Origin of the sequence: Marinimicrobium hydrolyticum, from assembly GCF_030848505.1 — a bacterium.
Classification (GTDB): domain Bacteria; phylum Pseudomonadota; class Gammaproteobacteria; order Pseudomonadales; family Cellvibrionaceae; genus JAVDDU01.
On the sequence record NZ_JAVDDU010000001.1, the window covers coordinates 619,151 to 634,621 of the forward strand.

Consider the following 15,471-nt stretch of genomic DNA (forward strand, 5'->3'; position numbering starts at 1 on the left):
CGGCAGGGTGTGCGGCCCGGCAGATGTGCCGGGCCAGTCTTCGGGGTGATTAGTCTTCAGAGCGCTGAGGACGGTGCTTTAGCACGCTGTGCAATACAGTGTTGTGTTCGAAGTAGACCACATAATCACCATAGTCCCACTTGGATATGGGCGGGTCGCCCACTGGCCGGCCACGTTCAGCGGGAGCGCCAAACAGCTCTTCAACTCGCTCTTTACTCATTCCCGCTGAGGGTCGTTCCACATTGGCGCCCGGTTGCTGGCTGACGGGAATGCGTACCTGATCGGCGTGCGCTCCGTACGTTAAAGTGGCAATCAGCACCAGTCCCAACCATTTAGCCATTTTCATAGTCTTCCCCTTTAGGATGTTTTTTCTTCTAGGCGACGACGCTTGTCCGCCATCTGAGCGCGCATGATCTGCTGGCTCAAGACCTGCTTTTGGGTGCTGGTCGGTTGATAAAAGTTTGCCGCAATTTCGAATTGCCCGTTGCGATGTGGTTCACAGCGCGCCACTTGAGCGAAGATTACCACGCCAGCGTAACTGGGTAAAAAAAGTAAATGCAGCGCTAAACATTGGCCTTCTTCCAGTGCGGTGGCGTTGCTAAAGGCCACGCCACCCTCACTCAGGTTGACTTCTCGGCGTTGTGCATCAGTCTCGGTGGGCTCTCGGCTGGCCATAATTTGTTGCGACAGAAGCTCTATTTTACGGTTGAGCAAATGCAGGTAGTCGCCCAAGCGTCGATCATGATCTTTAATCTGGAACAGCAACTGCGCCGATTCGCTGTCGAGCTTTTTGAGTTCCGCTTGCAGGCTGAGCAGGCCAGCGTCTGGAAAGAGGCTCTCCGGCTGCACGCGATCCAGGGTATCCCGATCCACGGTTTTATAGGTTAACTCGACGTATTCGTCGATGCGAAAATAGCGGCGGCGTTCAGACATAACAGACTCCTGTGATAACCATAGCATAACCCGCGCCAGGTGCCAGAGGAATAGGGTGCTGGCGCCATTCTCAGGCTTGTGCACTGCTGTCCGGAATAATTTTGGTGAGATGGTGGAGATATACGAGTTGCCGGCGTCGCACCAGTTTTAGAACTCAGAGACTCGAAATTAGCTGCTAGCGAGTACTTCGTAAGGGAATCTTAGGCGTTCTCTTTTAGAGTGCCATAGTTTGAAGGTTACTGGGGGCGTGCAGGGTGAGTGTTCAGCAAGCCTCAAAAGAGGGGTGAGGCAAGCGTAGTATGCAAAGCACTGCTTTGCGCGCAGGCGAACGACCCCAATTTGCGATTGGGGGCAGGGCCGCTTGCGGTTTTGAGGCAGTCCCCATGGAAGGGTTTACGACGTTTGCTGAACACTCACCCTGCGCGGCCCGTGGGCTTGCTTACGAAGCTTTCCAGAGTAGTGCAGGCTTGTGGGAGTTCGGGCAATAGGGTTAAATGCGCGCATGCCCAATTTGATTCCCGTGAAAATCGGCCTGCGCTACACCCGAGCCAAGCGCCGCAATCAGTTCATTTCTTTCGTCAGCGGCTTTTCTCTTGTGGGAATGGCTTTAGGCGTTATGGCATTGATTGTCGTGCTCTCGGTGATGAACGGTTTCGACCGGGAAATGAAAGAGCGCATTCTTAGCGTAGTACCCCACGGCTTTATTGATCATCCTCCCGCTTTGGACGACTGGCGAGCCCTAGCGCAACGGGTTGAGGCCCATCCGGAAGTAGAGGCGGCGGCCCCTTACATCGAAGGTTTTGCCCTGGTTACCCATGCGCGCGGGGTAGAGGGTGTGCAGCTGCAAGGGATCCTTCCCCGTGAGGAGCAGCGGGTGTCCGTGGTGGAGGAGCATATGCTCGTGGGCTCCACGGACGCACTGGCGCCGGGCGAGTACGGCATCGTCATGGGCCGCTTGCTCACGCGTCACCTAGGCCTGGCACTGGGCGATCAGGTACGCGTCACTTTACCCGATGTTTCCATCACTCCGGCCGGCGTGTATCCACGCGTGCGGCGCTTTACGCTGGTGGGTGTGTTCGAGGTGGGTGCTCAGATGGACCAAAGTCTGGCGATGATCCATCTGGAGGACGCTCAGCGCCTGCTGCGCCGTACTGGCCCTCAGGGGCTGCACTTGAAGGTCAGCGACATCTACCGGGCGGCCCCGGTGATGGCAGAGTTGCGTGCGCAGTTGGGTGAAGATTATCTGTACAAAGACTGGAGTCAGACTCAAGGTAGCTTGTTCCAGGCCGTGCAAATGGAAAAGCTGGTAATTGCCACATTGCTGAGCATTATCATCGCGGTAGCCGCCTTTAATATTGTCTCTAGTCTGGTGCTGATGGTGGCGGATAAGCGGGGTGATATCGCGGTGCTGCGCACCTTGGGCCTGACCGCACGGCAAGTTATGGTGGTATTCGTGGTGCAGGGCAGTGCGGTTGGGTTTGTGGGGACTGTGGCGGGTGCGTTGATCGGCAGCCTGTTGGCCATTTACATCGGCCCCTTGGTGGCGGGGCTGGAATCGTTATTGGGGATGAGGGTGTTCGATCCATCAGTGTACTTTATCAGCTACCTGCCGTCCGAATGGCGCTGGCAGGATTTGCTCGCCATTTGTGCGACAGCGCTGATCCTAAGCTTGCTGGCGACGCTCTATCCCGCGTATCGTGCCGCCCAAATCGAACCGGCTGAGGCTTTGCGTTATGAGTAGTGAACAAGAGGCGGTATTGGTGTGCCGCCAGGTGCACAAAATTTACCGTCAGGGTCCGTTGGAAGTGCCGGTGTTGAAAGACGTCAACATGGCGGTAATGCGCGGTGAACGCGTTGCCATTGTCGGCGCGTCCGGTTCGGGTAAATCGACGTTGTTGAACATTCTCGGGGGACTGGATGTGCCCTGTTCCGGAGAAGTGCGTGTGGCGGGGGAAGCGCTGTCCAGTTTGAGCCCCGATGAACGCGGCCGGCTGCGCAATCGCAGCCTCGGATTTGTGTATCAGTTTCATCATTTGTTGCCTGAATTCACAGCGCTGGAGAACGTAGCTATGCCTTTGCTCATTGGCCGTCGCCCCAAGGCGGAGGCTCACCAGCGCGCGACCGACATGCTGGCGCGGGTCGGATTGGCGGAGCGCCTTGAGCACAAACCGTCCGAGCTATCCGGAGGCGAGCGCCAGCGTGTGGCCATTGCCCGGGCGCTGGTCACCAACCCTGCCTGCGTTTTGATGGACGAGCCCACCGGTAATCTCGACCGCAAAGCCGGCGATAGCATTCAAGCGTTGATGCTCGATTTGAACCGCAGCATCGGCACCAGTTTTGTGGTGGTTACCCACGATGAGCAGCTGGCCTTGCGTATGGATCGGGTCCTGACGCTGAGCGACGGAGTGCTTCATGGGGTCAAATAAACTGATGCTGTTGGTGGGGCGGCGTTACGCCGTGTCCCGGCGCCACAGCCAGTTGGTTTCGTTTATCTCCTCTGTGTCCATTGCTGGCCTGATCATCGGCGTCGCGCTGTTGATTTTGGTCATGTCCATTATGAACGGCTTTGACCGGGAGTTGCGCGATCGCATCCTGGGCATAATGCCTCATGCGGCGGTGTACCACCGGGAAGGCATTGCTGAACCTCAGCCGATGCTTGATGAAATCCGGCGTCACCCGGAGGTGCAGAGTGCGGTGCCGTTTGTGCGCCTGCAGGGTCTGCTCTCCCGGCACCGGCAAGTGGCTCCAGTGGAGCTGTACGGCGTTGAGGCAGATGACCCGCACCAACGGGACATGCTGGGGCGCTTCTTGCCGGAGGGCGTTATGGAAACCTTGGCTGACAGCCCTCAGGGCGTGATACTGGGAGCGGGTTTGGCACGCGCCCTGGCGGTGGAGCCGGGTGACCGACTAACACTGGTAGTGCCGCGTCGTGGCCGCGAAACGGTGGCGCCCGCGGTTAGCGCGTTGGAGGTGCTGGCCATTTTTGATAGCGGCACCGAAATTGATAACAATTTCGCCCTTACCGGTCTTGAGCGAGCTTCCGAGCTTTCCGAATTTCCCGGTTCTGTGACCGGCATTCGGCTGCAAATGCACGATTTGTTTCGCGCGCCGGTGGTGGTTACGGAGCTGGTGCGTGAACTCCCCATGGGTTTTTACTCGTCCGATTGGACCCGTACTCACGGCAACCTCTATCAAGCCATTCATATGTCCAAACGAATGGTGGGCTTGTTGCTGTTTTTGATTATTGCTATCGCCGCTTTCAACCTGGTGTCCACGCTGATCATGGTAGTGGTGGATAAACGTGGGGATATTGCGATTCTGCGGACCTTGGGCGCATCCTCGGTCGAAATTATGGGTATTTTTCTGGTGCAGGGCGGCTTGATTGGTCTGATCGGTACCGGGCTTGGCGTTATGCTCGGAGTACTTTTGGCACTTGGAGTGACGGATTTTGTGCTCTGGCTGGAACGTCTTCTACATATCCAGTTTTTGCATTCGGACGTCTATCCTATCAGCTATTTACCCTCAAGTATCCACTGGCCCGATGTCCTCCAGGTAGCGCTTACCGCTTTTGTGATTTGCCTGTGTGCGAGCCTATATCCGGCATGGCGTGCCAGCCGGGTGCAGCCTGCCGATGCGCTCCGTTACGAGTGACTGCCCTTGTCGCTGTTTTGCTCACGGCGTTGGCGGCGCCGCAGTTTGCGTAGCTGCCAACTCTTGGCTACCTGCCAGCGCCAAAACAGCTGCATAGTGATGTACCCCAGCCCGCCAAAAAACAGGCCGCTTAATATTGAGCCGGCCAGCAAGGGTTTCCAGATCAGAGCGAACTCGTTTGTCAGCCAGTGCCAGGAAAACTCCAGTGACACGTTCATCGGCGGGGTTTGCAGCAGCCAGCGCCCCAATTGATAGGTGGCGAAAAACATCACCGGCATGGTGAGCGGGTTGCTGATCCAAACCAACGCCACGGCGAGAGGAAGGTTACAACGCACCCATAGAGCAATAACCGCCGCCACCGGCATCTGGAATGGCATGGGAAGGAACGCCACGAATATGCCGACAAAAAAAGCCAGTGAAACCGAATGTCGATTTAGGTGAAACAAGTTGGGGTCGTGCAGAAGATCACCCAGGAAACGCAGCGCACGTTGGTCCTTCACGGCAGCGGGGTGGGGAAGAAAGCGTCTGATCAACTTACGTGCCATGCCAGAGTCACATTACTGCGGGTGAAGCGGCCATTATGCCTTGAATAGCGGCCAAAAAACACTGGGGGTCAGTGGCTGGGCCTGGGCAGGTTTTCCAGCTGCTCTAACAATTGAGTGCAAAGTTGATCGAGGGATTCGTCGCCACCGAAGACTTGGTCAATGCGGTGCTGGCATTCGCTGACGGCATTGGCAAGGGCGGCCTGTGCACTGGCGCTTAGGTCTAACGTGCCAGTCAGTTGCTGTAATTCCTCCCGCAAAGTCTGTAGTTGGCGCAGCACGTCTTCTGCCTGGTAGGCGTAACGAATTTCCAAGCCCATCAGATGTTCGCGAGTGGTGTTGGACCACTCATCCAAGGCGCGATTTTCTAGCGCCATGTCGGTGCTCACTTCCAGGTAGTGAATGCGCGCAGAACATAGGTTTAACAGTTCGGTCAAAAGAGTTTCAGTTTGAGCCAGCTCTCGTTCCTCCTCCGGCGGCTCTTTCAACAATAGGTGCATGTGGTTGCTGGCAAAAAATATTCCTTCGTTGAGGTAGGCCACCGGCGCCGCAATGGTAGTCTTTTTGATTAAGCGTCGCTCTTGGTCGGTAAATTGATTGCCCCGGTAAAAGTCTGCCTTGCCCAGTTTGGATTGCATGTAAAACCCAACAATGAGTTCTGAGGACTTGATGGCGTCCACCAGGGCGCTGGCCAAATCTTCTAAACCGTGGGCGTGGAGTATGTCCAGAGCAAACTTTTTCACAATGGCTTCCTTGCGATTGTGGAGCATGTTGTCTTCCAGTTTTTGAGACACGGCATCCAGTTCGTCGGTTAGCGCTCCTGGGTCGCTGCCGGTGGTTTTTTGAGCCTTTTGTTCCGCCTCTTCCTTTTCCCTCAGGCGGGTGTATAAAAATTCCACTTCGCTTTCCAGGGCACTGATGCAGTGCTCGCACTCTTTGACGAGCTTTTCCAGGCGTAGCATCTCTAGAATTTTCGCTTCCCGTAACTCCTCATCCTGGGTTGTATCAATGGAGTTGCGTAGCGTGCCGAGCTGTTTTTCCAGATCCACGATCAAACTGCGTTGTTGGCGGTTGTTGTTGCGTAGGTGCCGGAGTTCTTCCAGTGTGTAGTTCTTGTGCGTGAACTCCGCCTCTGGTTTGGGCTTGGCGCCCATTTGTGCGCGCTTGTCAGCCACGTTGCTGTGGATGATGTGCAGTGTTTCTTCTATTTTTCCCAAGGCGGCCTGTTCTGTCTGAACGAAGGGTGCCTGCGAGTGAGCCGCTTCAGCTTCAGTGCCTGACCGGACCTGAGCGGGTATTACAGCACTTTTTACTAAGCGCTGTTTCAGCGTTTCGATGTAGGCTTGGGACTTCTCCAGTTCGCGTTCCAGTCGCTGTACTAATTGCTCCAGTTGTTCGCTCCCGGGGTGCTCCTGTTTCCGGGACAAGTCGAGTACGCCTGCCGTAAGTTCAGAGTTCAGGTTGTGGTACTGCACCGAGAGCTGGTCCAGATTACGAACGGAGCGCTCGTTGCTTCCAAAAGGTTCGGGCGATTCATCGCCGAATGCTTCTTCCCCGACGGTTAGAGTCTGGCGGAGGGTGGCAGAAGACACTGGATCTTGGTTTTGAGCCACATGTAAAGCGTAATTGATGCGCCGAAGCTTATCGATGGTGCTCTGGCTTTCCTCCTGATACGCCTGTAGCTGAACCTGTTTCTCCTGGGCCAATTCCAACTTGTGCTCAAGGCGATGGGTTTCCTGTTCGAAAGGTTTAAGTGCTTGCACGCGTTGCTGTAACAGGCGGACTTGATTCCTCAAGTTTTTGTCTTTACTGGCTTCTTTGCGCTCTACCACCCAGCGCGCGATATCGTAGAGTTTGCGTTCCAATAAGCTCCAGCTGTGCTTGCCGGATTTTCCCCGTTGATAGGCTTCCATTTCTGCGCTGACGTAGATGTAGCGCAGGGCGGCTATCTTGGCGTTAAAGGGGGTCTCCGCGGAGAGTTTGGGGACACGGTTCTGGGTCACGGCGTGGTACCGCTTGCGTGCCGACTGTTGGCACTCGTACAAGTGCAGGGCCACCGGATCAGTTTTGGCGCCAGGCTCGGATTCAGACCCTTCGAATGTGCTCGGCAGGGGAGTAGAGCCCACCTTTATCGTACTGCGTATGCGCTGGTACTCAGCGCGCAAGCGTTTGTGGGCGCGTCTCTCACGGCGCAAGACGACCAGGAGGATTCCCGCCAGCAGTGCCAGAGCAACGATGAACTCGACCAGTACGATGTGTGTGAGCGTAATTGATTCTGGCATTCACTACCTCAATTGGAGCAGCGCGGGATCCAACAGCGGAAAGCGGCAAGGCCTTCATAGATCGCGGGCATCAAGCCGAGTATAGACGCCTGACGGCACCAAGGCCCTTGTTTGTGCTTAAATCCCTGCCATAATGTGGCGATAACCGCTTGATACTGGTGGTTTTCGCCAAGGAAGGGACCATGTGGAACGCAAGGTTGCTGTTATTCTGTGCTGGCATCTTAAGTGCCGCCTATCTATCCCGCTTGCCGGCGCCCGCTTGGCTGCTCGTATTGCTCTTGCCTCTATTGTTCTGCATCTGGCCGCGAATCCGGCGCTGGTTGAGTATGCCGGCCTCCTTCTGCGCCGGTCTTGCCTGGGGCATTGTTAGTGGCTACTGGCTCCTGTCTCCACTTCTACCCGTCGAGCGCAGTGGCGAGGACTTTTTCGTGCGTGGGGTGGTGGTTGGTTTGCCCGACACCGATTTCCGACGAACCCGCTTTGTGCTTGAGCTTGAGGCGCTTGAACCGATGGAAGGTCCACCGCTGGCTCGCTCACCCAGACGTGTGCAGGTCAGTTGGTATCGTGGCGAGGTGCCGGCGAGCGGCGAACACTGGCAATTGCGCTTGCGGCTCAATTCCCCGCGAGGTTTTGTTAACCCAGGAGGGTTTGATTATCAGGGGTGGCTGTTGCGCCAGGGGATCCATGCCAGCGGTTATGTGCGCGCCGATGGTGATAACCGGATCCTGGAAGGCGCCGGGACGGGTACGGGCGTCTGGCGGCAGCAGCTGAGACAGTGGCTAGTGGACTCCAGCGACAGTGACCACAAAGACCTTCTTCTAGCGCTGCTCATAGGGGACCGATCGATGATCGGTCCGGTCCAGTGGCAGCAGTTGCAAAGCACGGGCACCAACCATCTGGTGGCCATTTCCGGTCTGCATGTGGGGTTTGTGGCACTGCTGGGGTTTGTTGTAGGTTCCGGGCTGGGGCGGGTGGTTAATCTGCTCTGGCATCGGGTGCCGGCGGCTATCCCAGCGCACCTGTGTGCCAGCGGCCTGGCCTTTACGTATGCCGCACTGGCGGGTTTTAGTCTGCCAACTCAGCGGGCACTGATTATGGTGCTGGTAGCCCAATGGGCCTGGTTGCGGCGACGTACCTTTAAGCCTGTGCAGGGGTTACTGGTCGCGTTATTGGCGGTGGTGTTGTTGGACCCGTTGGCGAGCCTGGATTTGGGTTTTTGGCTGTCATTTGGTGCGGTAGGCGTTTTGATGCTTGCCTTCAGTGGTCGCCAGCCGACTCGCGCTCCTTGGCCGGGCCAGCGTCTGGTGCAGGCGCAGTGGGTTATTTTTATCGGCCTGATGGTACCGCTTGCCGTATTGATGCACAGCATCGCGCTGCTGGCACCGGTCGCCAATCTGCTTGCCATTCCCTTGGTTACTTTTGCGGTAGTGCCTTGGTTGCTTACCGCTGCGGCCTTAAGGGAGATTTGGCCTTGGTTAAGTGACCTGAGTCTCCGCATGGCTGAGTGGGGTATTCACGGGCTCGCTCAATGGTTGGATTGGTTGGTCCAACTGGGGGGTGCGGCGGTCAATCCGGTACTCAGCCTCGCTCCCGTCAGTTTGTTACTGGCGACACTGGCGGTGCTAATGCTTCTGCTTCCCAAAGGGATTGCCGTCCGATGGCTCGGTTATCCGGCGCTGCTGTTGGCGGTGCTGGCCCCTCCACGTGTGGCGCCTGCGTTGACCGTTACGACACTCGACCTGGGTCAGGCCCTGGCCATGGTCATACGCACACCCAACCACACGTTGGTTTTTGACACCGGGCTGGCGTACAGCGAGAGAATGGAGGCGGGTGGGGCGATCATCGCCCCTTATTTGCGTAGCCGGGGTAGCTCGCACGTGGATAAAATTGTGATTAGTCACGACCACAGTGACCATACCGGTGGGCTATTCGGTTTATTGGCACAGATGCCGGCTCGACGACTACTGGTGGGCCAGTCTTTAACTGACCCTCCTCCCTCTATTAAGAGCGAAAGTTGCCACACCACACCTCCCTGGCGTTGGGACCAGGTGGATTTCCGCTTTCTGACCTGGACGGGGCTTGAGGATCCATCCAGCAATAACCAGTCCTGCGTGCTGTTGATCGAGTACGCCGGTGAGCAGATTCTGCTTACGGGTGACATCGAGCGGGAAGTGGAGTGGCGGCTTTACGGGCAGGGGCAACTACCAGAGGCCATTCGACTGCTGCAAGTGCCTCATCACGGCAGTCGAACGTCCTCCACCCGGGCGTTGGTACAGCGCCTAGCGCCTCACTATAGCGTGGTCAGCGCCAGTTACCTCGGGCGCCATGGACATCCTCATGCCGAAGTTTTGGAGCGCTACCATAAGCAGGGGACGCAGGTGTTAAACACCGCAGACTCAGGGGCGGTCATTGTAGAATGGCACGCCCCCGGACAGCCGCCTGCGGTCATCCGCGCCCGGGAGCGTTGGCGCCGATACTGGTACCAATAAGGTCTTTCGGCTGTCTGACGACGAACTTATGGGCACTTCGCCCCTCCTAGTGAGTACAAAAACGGAAGTGGCGCATGGTTTTGTGGTGCCCTTGCCTATATGCTTACGCGCGCGTCCTGACAGCCCTTTCAACCTCGGGTATCATGGCGCCACTGAGAAATACGATAAGAGGAAAGCCCGAGTGTTCGATGTTATCGCCGCAGGCGGCTGGTTGATGCTGCCTATCCTGCTCTGTTCCCTATTTGTAGTAGCTATTGGCGCCGAGCGTTATTGGACGCTGAATCCGGCCAAGGTGGCGCCCAAGTCTTTGTTGGCTCAAGTCTGGAGCTGGATTAAGAACAACCAACTGGACGGCAGCAAACTGAAGGAACTGAAACAGTCCTCGCAATTGGGCCGAATTCTGGCGGCGGGGCTGAGCAACTCCAAGCACGGCCGCGAAGTGATGAAAGACAGTATTCAGGAAGCAGCCGGACAGGTGATCCACGAGCTGGAACGCTATATGACGCCACTCGGAACCATTGCCGCCATTGCGCCCCTGTTGGGTCTGCTGGGTACCGTAATCGGCATGATCAAAGTGTTTACCGCCATTATGTTGCAGGGCACCGGCAATGCTGGAGTGCTTGCGGGTGGCATCTCCGAAGCCTTGATCACCACGGCGGCAGGGCTGACGGTAGCGATTCCCGCCATGATCCTGCACCGCTATTTCTTGCGCCGCATCGATACCCTGGTCATCACCATGGAAGAGGAAGCGGTGAAGCTGGTGGATGCTTTGCACAGTGACCGACGCGTCGACGTCAGAGGCGGCTAGGCCGGGAGACTATCAGTGCAATTTCGTCGTCAGCCTCGTGAAGCCGAAGGTATTAACCTCACCCCCTTGATCGATGTGGTGTTTCTACTGCTGATCTTCTTCATGGTATCCACCACGTTTACCAAGGAAACCCATCTGAGCGTGGACCTGCCCGAAGCGGAAGGTCAAGCCAGCGCCGAGCGCGCCGAACAGGTGGTGATTCTCATCAGTGCCGAAGGGGATTATTCGGTCAATGGCCAAAGCTTGGTGAACAATCGCATGGCCACTCTCAGGGCCGCCTTGGAGGAAGTATCCGGCGGAGACAACCAACGTCCGCTTGTGATTACTGCCGATGCCAAAGCCTCCCATGAAACGGTAGTGCGTGCCATGGACGCCGCGGGCCAGTTGGGCTTTGTGCACCTGAGCATCAGCACCCGACACCCCGAAGCGACGGAGTAGGGCAGTCGTGGCCAGGAGGGCGGACAATCGCTGGCTGCGCGCCTGGTACCAAGGCGGTATTTGGGTGTACGTACTTGTGCCCCTTACGGGCCTGTTCAAAGCTCTCTCGGCACTGCGCCGATTTTTTTTGTGCCGTTTTGGGCAGCGCCGTTTGCCAGTGCCGGTTTTGGTGGTGGGCAACATCAGCCTTGGCGGTACGGGTAAAACACCGGTCATTATCGCGCTGGTTCAGTATCTGCAGAGCCGGGGTTATAAGCCCGGCGTGATCAGTCGTGGTTACGGTGGCCAAGCGCCCGCATACCCCTTAGTTGTCAGTCAGGAAACACCTGTGACCCATAGCGGTGACGAACCGCTTTTGATTGTGCAAGCAACCGGCTGCGCCGTATGCGTGGATCCAGATCGAGTGGCCGCTGGCCAGTGCCTGATCAACTTGGGTTGCGACTTTATCCTGAGCGATGACGGTTTACAGCATTACCGTTTGGCGCGGGATTTGGAAATCGCCGTGGTCGATGGCGAACGCCAGTTTGGTAACGGCTGGTGTTTGCCTACGGGTCCTTTGCGGGAGCCCGTCGGTCGTTTACGGCGTGTAGACTGGATTCTAGTGAATGGTCGTGCCGATAAGCTCAACATTCCGGGCGCACCCGAGTACTTTGAAATGAAGTTGGAGCCTGACCACTGGCGCCGCTTTGAAGACCATAACAAAGTGGGACTCGAACACTTTGCGGCGGGAAGCCAGGTGCATGCGGTGGCCGGAATTGGTAATCCCAAGCGGTTCTACCAAACCCTGCGCACACTGAGTTTGTCTCCGCAGGAGCACGACTTCCCGGACCACCATCAATACGCACCCGAAGATTTTCAGTTTGAAGAATCTTTGCCAGTCGTGATGACAGCCAAAGATGCGGTTAAATGCCGTGAGTTTGCGCAGCCCCACTGGTACTGGCTGGAGGTTAACAGCCGATTGCCGGAGCGCTTTTGGCAAGCGCTCGATACGCGTTTGGCGCGACTGAAAGAAAAATCAGAATCCGTACAAAAGGAGCAGTGATGAGTTTTTACGTGGTGATTCCTGCACGCTACGCATCCACGCGTTTACCAGGTAAACCCTTGCGGGAAATTGGTGGTAAACCCATGGTGCAGCACGTGTACGAACGCGCTCTGCAAAGCGGTGCTGAAAAGGTCATCATTGCCACGGATGACCCTCGCATTGAAGCAGCGGCTCACGCGTTTGGCGCGCCGGTGTGCATGACATCCGCGAACCACCAATCGGGTACGGATCGCTTGCAGGAAGTGGCCCAAAAAATGGGGCTTGAACCGGATGCTATTGTGGTGAATGTTCAGGGGGATGAGCCTCTCATCCCACCATCGGTTATCGATCAGGTGGCCACCAATCTGGCAGCTCATACCGATGCGAGCGTTGCCACCCTGTACGAGCCCATTAATCGCCTGGAAGATTTCCGCAACCCTAACGTCGTCAAAGCTGTGCTTGACCATAATGGTATGGCTTTGTATTTTAGCCGCGCACCGGTTCCCTGGCCTCGCGATCTCTTTGCGAGCGAGGACGTCACATCACTTCCAACGGACTTCCCCGCCCGGCGACACATTGGCATTTATGCTTATCGGGCGTCGTTGTTGGATCGCTTTGTTACCTGGCCCCAGGCACCGCTGGAACAAATTGAAGCGCTGGAGCAGCTTCGGGTACTTGCTCAGGGTGAGCGTATTCATTTGGCCGCCGCCTGCGCTGAAGTTCCCGGAGGTGTGGATACGGAGGCGGATCTGCAGCGGGTTCGTTATTTGATTGAGGACGGAGAGTAAGCCATGACCATCAACGTCATGTTCGTCTGCCTGGGTAATATTTGCCGCTCGCCTACCGCCCACGGTATTTTTCAGCACAAGGTCGAGCAAGCCGGACTCGCGGATCAGATCTATATCGAATCGTCCGGCACCGGAGGTTGGCATGTGGGCAAGGCCCCAGACCCACGTACCTTGAGTGCTGCCAGTCGGCGGGGCTACGATTTTTCAGCACTGCGGGCGCAGCAAGTGACTGAACAAGACTTTCAACGTTTTGACTACATTCTCGCCATGGATGAGGTCAACCTGGAAGATTTACGGCGCATGGCACCAGCGGATTTCTCCGGGCATTTGGGGTTATTTTTGAATTTTGGCAATCGCCGTGACTATCGTGAAGTGCCCGATCCTTATTACGGTGGTGGGGATGGTTTCAATTTGGTTTTAGATCTGGTGGAAAGCGCTGCCGAAGGCCTGCTGGATCATTTACAGCAGGACTTCGCTCGGCCGCCGCTTCGATAAAATAAGGATTTTACTCTTGCCTGACTTCTTAACCGACGTAAACCTGGAAGGTTACAACACGCTAGCTGTGCCCGCCCGGGCACGCTATTTCACCAGCCTAGACGATGAGCGGGAGCTGGCCACCGCTGTGGCGTTTGCGCGCGAAAAAGGGCTCCCGGTGTTGGCGCTCGGTGGTGGCAGTAACATTGTCTTGCGGGGTGATTATCCCGGCCTGGTCATTCACTTGAATTGGCGTGGACGGGAAGTCGTCAACGAAACCCGCGAGCATGTGTGGCTCAAAGTGGCCGCTGGTGAAAACTGGCACCAGCTAGTGGAGTACTGTTTGCAGCAGGAGTATTGGGGGCTGGAAAATCTTTCCCTAATTCCGGGCAGTGTCGGTGCCGCTCCTATCCAAAATATTGGTGCTTACGGCGTGGAGTTGAAGGAAGTCTTCGCCGAACTGGAAGCCATGGAAATTCAATCGGGGCAGCGCGTACGCTTTAATCGCGATCAGTGCGGTTTTGGTTACCGGGACAGTGCCTTCAAGAATGGTTTGCGAGACCGCTACATCATCACCTCGGTGACCTTGAAGCTCAATCGGTTACCACACTTAAAGTTATCATACCCCGCGCTCAGGGAGGCGCTGGCCGACAAGCCTATAGCTGACTTAACGCCTGTGGATGTGAGTCGCGCTGTGTGCTCCATACGTCAGGCTAAGTTGCCGGACCCGAAAGAAATACCCAATGTGGGCAGCTTCTTTAAAAACCCTGTGGTAGATGTAAAGACGTTTCTACGCTTGCAGCTAGATCACCCGGGTTTGATTTCCTACCCTGTGGATGCATTGCAAGTAAAGCTGGCGGCTGGGTGGCTGATCGAACGCGCGGGCTGGAAAGGTTTCGTGCAAGGTAACGTGGCGGTCCATGACCAACAGGCCTTGGTGCTCATTAATCCGGGTAGGGGTTACGGTCACGAGGTGCTGAGGTTAGCGCAAAGAATTCAAGACTCCATCGCTTCTGAGTTTGGGATTAGGCTGGAGGCGGAGCCGCGGATTTATCCTTAGATTTGCACGGCTTACTGTCCAGAATAAATTGAGTTAGCAACTTCGTAAGCTAGCCCTAGGGCCGCGCAGGGTGAGTGTTCAGCAAACGTCGTGAACCCATCCGTGGGGACTGCCTCAAAACCGCAAGCGGCCCTGACCCCAAATCACAGATTGGGGTCGTTCGTCTGCGCGCAAAGCAGTGCTTTGCATACTACGCTTGCCTCACCCCTCTTTTGAGGCTTGCTGAACACTCACCCTGCACGTCCCTGGCCGCCCCAAACTAACCGAGTTCTTTGCCGTAAGCCGACCTCATAACAGGAGTTTTGGGGCGTAAGAATGCCTTAGCTGGGGCTGTAAAGGTGATTTGCAGGAGGCTTTTCGAAACTCTCAAAAGAGGGATCTTTTGGGAGAGCCCCCAGGGACGGGTTTACGGCGTTTTCGAAAAGCCTCCTGCGAAGCGCCTGGGATTACCTTACGAAGCCCATCACCTGAACCTGCGTTTTTCGAGTCTCTGGCAGTAAACCTACTATCTGAGATCGCGCAAATTGTGGCGCTGCACTCCAAACAGCAGTGCGCGTACGCGGGAATGACGGAGTGGAGTTGGCAGTGTTTAGCCTAAATGGGTTAAACACGTCCAAGTCAATGTGGTAGGGAAGGTTTACTCCTTAGGATCTTCCTTTCGTTTACCGGTATCTTTATTTTTGGTTTTGTCTTCGTTGGAGGCAAAGCGTTTGAACAACTCTATCCATAAATAGGCGTAAGCGACCCCGACGCCAAAGGCGGCGAGATAGCTGAGCCAGTGACCGGTGTTGAGACCGATTTGCACGAACACAGCCAAGATCAGCAGTATAACTAGCGATCGGCGGAACAGTTGACGGTCGGTCCCACTGATCAGCCAGGCGTGAAATTTTTTCAATAAGTCGTCCATAAAAATTCTCAATGACAAAGCCAGCGTAAGTATGCCAGACGAAGAGTTTGGCGTAAGTACGCGCGTATGTTAAACGAG

At 56.1% G+C, this 15,471-nt stretch carries 15 protein-coding genes; 10 read left to right on the top strand and 5 right to left on the bottom strand.

From position 1 onward, the window contains the following. Positions 1-49 precede the first annotated feature (49 nt). The gene (locus tag RBH33_RS02760) at positions 50-346 is read right to left on the bottom strand and encodes a hypothetical protein (RefSeq protein ID WP_306730590.1); all 297 of its coding nucleotides are present in this window, start codon (positions 344-346) and stop codon (positions 50-52) included. Between the two features lie 11 nt (positions 347-357). Continuing rightward, a complete protein-coding gene (locus RBH33_RS02765; RefSeq protein ID WP_306730591.1) occupies positions 358-933 on the bottom strand; it encodes a PilZ domain-containing protein in 576 nt (191 codons plus the stop codon). 502 nt (positions 934-1,435) lie between these two features. Between RBH33_RS02765 and RBH33_RS02770 the strand changes: the two genes are divergently transcribed. Genes RBH33_RS02770 through RBH33_RS02780 form a run of 3 tightly spaced genes read left to right on the top strand, consistent with a single transcriptional unit; the run spans position 1,436 to position 4,584 of the window. Further along, positions 1,436-2,674: a lipoprotein-releasing ABC transporter permease subunit gene (locus tag RBH33_RS02770; protein WP_306730592.1), complete on the top strand. Its 1,239-nt coding sequence runs from the start codon at positions 1,436-1,438 to the stop codon at positions 2,672-2,674. Further along, positions 2,667-3,359: a lipoprotein-releasing ABC transporter ATP-binding protein LolD gene (lolD, locus tag RBH33_RS02775; protein ID WP_306730593.1), complete on the top strand. Its 693-nt coding sequence runs from the start codon at positions 2,667-2,669 to the stop codon at positions 3,357-3,359. The genes RBH33_RS02770 and lolD overlap by 8 nt, the downstream gene beginning before the upstream one ends. Then, positions 3,346-4,584, top strand: coding sequence for a lipoprotein-releasing ABC transporter permease subunit (locus RBH33_RS02780; protein ID WP_306730594.1), 1,239 nt, complete (start codon positions 3,346-3,348; stop codon positions 4,582-4,584). Before lolD ends, RBH33_RS02780 begins: the two co-directional genes overlap by 14 nt. Here the strand turns inward: RBH33_RS02780 and RBH33_RS02785 are convergent. Both RBH33_RS02785 and RBH33_RS02790 read right to left on the bottom strand, forming a co-directional pair. Continuing rightward, positions 4,575-5,129 carry a DUF2062 domain-containing protein gene (locus RBH33_RS02785; RefSeq protein ID WP_306730595.1) on the bottom strand — a complete coding sequence of 185 codons (555 nt, stop codon included), beginning with the start codon at positions 5,127-5,129 and terminating at the stop codon, positions 4,575-4,577. The two genes, RBH33_RS02780 and RBH33_RS02785, sit on opposite strands and share 10 nt — an antisense overlap. Before the next feature lie 68 nt (positions 5,130-5,197). After that, entirely contained in the window at positions 5,198-7,408 is a 2,211-nt protein-coding gene (locus RBH33_RS02790) for a coiled-coil domain-containing protein (protein WP_306730596.1), read from the bottom strand. A 182-nt stretch (positions 7,409-7,590) separates the two neighbouring features. Between RBH33_RS02790 and RBH33_RS02795 the strand changes: the two genes are divergently transcribed. The 7 genes from RBH33_RS02795 (at position 7,591) to murB (ending at position 14,486) form a co-directional block, all read left to right on the top strand. Beyond that, positions 7,591-9,897, top strand: coding sequence for a DNA internalization-related competence protein ComEC/Rec2 (locus RBH33_RS02795; RefSeq protein ID WP_306730597.1), 2,307 nt, complete (start codon positions 7,591-7,593; stop codon positions 9,895-9,897). A 214-nt stretch (positions 9,898-10,111) separates the two neighbouring features. After that, positions 10,112-10,705 carry a MotA/TolQ/ExbB proton channel family protein gene (locus tag RBH33_RS02800; RefSeq protein WP_373568218.1) on the top strand — a complete coding sequence of 198 codons (594 nt, stop codon included), beginning with the start codon at positions 10,112-10,114 and terminating at the stop codon, positions 10,703-10,705. A gap of 15 nt (positions 10,706-10,720) precedes the next feature. After that, on the top strand, positions 10,721-11,143 hold the full coding sequence (locus tag RBH33_RS02805; protein ID WP_306730599.1) for an ExbD/TolR family protein: 423 nt from the start codon (positions 10,721-10,723) through the stop codon (positions 11,141-11,143). A 7-nt stretch (positions 11,144-11,150) separates the two neighbouring features. Then, the gene (gene lpxK / locus RBH33_RS02810; protein WP_306730600.1) at positions 11,151-12,185 is read left to right on the top strand and encodes a tetraacyldisaccharide 4'-kinase; all 1,035 of its coding nucleotides are present in this window, start codon (positions 11,151-11,153) and stop codon (positions 12,183-12,185) included. Continuing rightward, positions 12,185-12,952, top strand: coding sequence for a 3-deoxy-manno-octulosonate cytidylyltransferase (kdsB, locus tag RBH33_RS02815; protein WP_306730601.1), 768 nt, complete (start codon positions 12,185-12,187; stop codon positions 12,950-12,952). The genes lpxK and kdsB overlap by 1 nt, the downstream gene beginning before the upstream one ends. Before the next feature lie 3 nt (positions 12,953-12,955). Continuing rightward, positions 12,956-13,447: a low molecular weight protein-tyrosine-phosphatase gene (locus RBH33_RS02820; protein WP_306730602.1), complete on the top strand. Its 492-nt coding sequence runs from the start codon at positions 12,956-12,958 to the stop codon at positions 13,445-13,447. Positions 13,448-13,463: 16 nt separating this feature from the next. After that, complete coding sequence (murB, locus tag RBH33_RS02825; protein WP_306730603.1) at positions 13,464-14,486, top strand: UDP-N-acetylmuramate dehydrogenase; 1,023 nt, start codon at positions 13,464-13,466, stop codon at positions 14,484-14,486. 637 nt (positions 14,487-15,123) lie between these two features. On the opposite strand, the gene RBH33_RS02830 is transcribed toward murB, so the two are convergent. Continuing rightward, positions 15,124-15,393, bottom strand: a complete 270-nt coding sequence (locus RBH33_RS02830) for a hypothetical protein (protein WP_306730604.1) — start codon at positions 15,391-15,393, stop codon at positions 15,124-15,126. Positions 15,394-15,471 lie beyond the last annotated feature (78 nt).

Excerpts from the sequence above, each read along its gene's own strand:
- RBH33_RS02760 (WP_306730590.1), bottom strand. The coding sequence starts at position 346 with ATGAAAATGGCTAAATGGTTGGGACTGGTGCTGATTGCCACTTTAACG.
- RBH33_RS02765 (WP_306730591.1), bottom strand. The coding sequence starts at position 933 with ATGTCTGAACGCCGCCGCTATTTTCGCATCGACGAATACGTCGAGTTA.
- RBH33_RS02770 (WP_306730592.1), top strand. The coding sequence starts at position 1,436 with ATGCCCAATTTGATTCCCGTGAAAATCGGCCTGCGCTACACCCGAGCC.
- lolD (WP_306730593.1), top strand. The coding sequence starts at position 2,667 with ATGAGTAGTGAACAAGAGGCGGTATTGGTGTGCCGCCAGGTGCACAAA.
- RBH33_RS02780 (WP_306730594.1), top strand. The coding sequence starts at position 3,346 with ATGGGGTCAAATAAACTGATGCTGTTGGTGGGGCGGCGTTACGCCGTG.
- RBH33_RS02785 (WP_306730595.1), bottom strand. The coding sequence starts at position 5,129 with ATGGCACGTAAGTTGATCAGACGCTTTCTTCCCCACCCCGCTGCCGTG.
- RBH33_RS02790 (WP_306730596.1), bottom strand. The coding sequence starts at position 7,408 with ATGCCAGAATCAATTACGCTCACACACATCGTACTGGTCGAGTTCATC.
- RBH33_RS02795 (WP_306730597.1), top strand. The coding sequence starts at position 7,591 with ATGTGGAACGCAAGGTTGCTGTTATTCTGTGCTGGCATCTTAAGTGCC.
- RBH33_RS02800 (WP_373568218.1), top strand. The coding sequence starts at position 10,112 with ATGCTGCCTATCCTGCTCTGTTCCCTATTTGTAGTAGCTATTGGCGCC.
- kdsB (WP_306730601.1), top strand. The coding sequence starts at position 12,185 with ATGAGTTTTTACGTGGTGATTCCTGCACGCTACGCATCCACGCGTTTA.
- RBH33_RS02820 (WP_306730602.1), top strand. The coding sequence starts at position 12,956 with ATGACCATCAACGTCATGTTCGTCTGCCTGGGTAATATTTGCCGCTCG.
- RBH33_RS02830 (WP_306730604.1), bottom strand. The coding sequence starts at position 15,393 with ATGGACGACTTATTGAAAAAATTTCACGCCTGGCTGATCAGTGGGACC.